The 864-nt window shown below is 59.3% G+C and carries 1 protein-coding gene; it reads left to right on the forward strand.

Annotated elements, in window-relative coordinates; translation table 11 throughout:
• The first annotated feature begins 82 nt into the window (after positions 1 to 82).
• Positions 83 to 843 (forward strand): IS5 family transposase gene (locus tag O7A61_RS32300; protein ID WP_337133192.1). Its coding sequence is split into 2 segments (ribosomal slippage): positions 83 to 422 and positions 422 to 843, totalling 762 coding nucleotides; the frame shifts between segments, so codons are not numbered across the junction.
• Positions 844 to 864 lie beyond the last annotated feature (21 nt).

Genomic DNA, 864 nt, shown 5'->3' on the forward strand with positions numbered 1-864 from the left:
CTAGGGCGTAGTGACGATTTAACGGGTTGGGATTCCCAAGGAAGGGCAAATCAGATTCAACGCTGATTTTTGGAGGTCAGCGATGGACTGCGATGCGCTTCGAGAGGATCAGTGGGAACGGATCAAGGGCTTTGTGCCTGGCGGTACGAAGGGCAAGCGCGGCCCGCGCACCGACAACCGGAAGTTCCTTGATGCCCTGCTGTGGATGGCCCGCTCGGGTGGGCGCTGGCGTGATCTACCCGAGCGGCTCGGCGACTATCGGTCCGTGAAGCGGCGCTACTATCGCTGGATCGAAATGGGCGTTCTCGACGAGATGCTTATGGTTCTTGCGCGCGAAGCCGATCTGGAATGGCTGATGATCGACTCGACCATTGTGCGCGCTCATCAGCACGCCGCCGGTGCGCGCCGGTCAAAAGGGGGGCGGATGCCCAAGGTCTGGGCCGGTCTCGCGGCGGCCTGAGCACCAAAATCCATGCGGCAGGCGATGCTCTTGGGTTGCCGGTTCGCCTGATCGCAAGCCCAGGGCAGCGTAATGACATCGCCTTCGCGCATGATCTCGTCGACGGCTTCGAGACCGGCGCAGCGATCGCCGACAAGGGCTATGACGCCGACCATTTGCTTGAAAAGATCGCAGAAATAGGCGCCGACGTCGTCATCCCGCCCAAGCGCAATCGAAAGCATCGGCGTCCCTACGACGCTGATCTCTACAAGGAGCGCAACATCATCGAGCGTTTCTTCAACAAACTCAAACAGTTCCGCCGCGTCGCAACACGATACGACAAGTTGCTCGCCAACTTCATGGGCTTTGTCAAACTTGCCGCTATCGCTATCTGGCTCAGGTAGTTAAATCGTCACTACGCCCTA

Source organism: Mesorhizobium sp. Cs1321R2N1 (assembly GCF_037179725.1).
Classification (GTDB): Bacteria; Pseudomonadota; Alphaproteobacteria; order Rhizobiales; family Rhizobiaceae; genus Mesorhizobium; species Mesorhizobium salmacidum.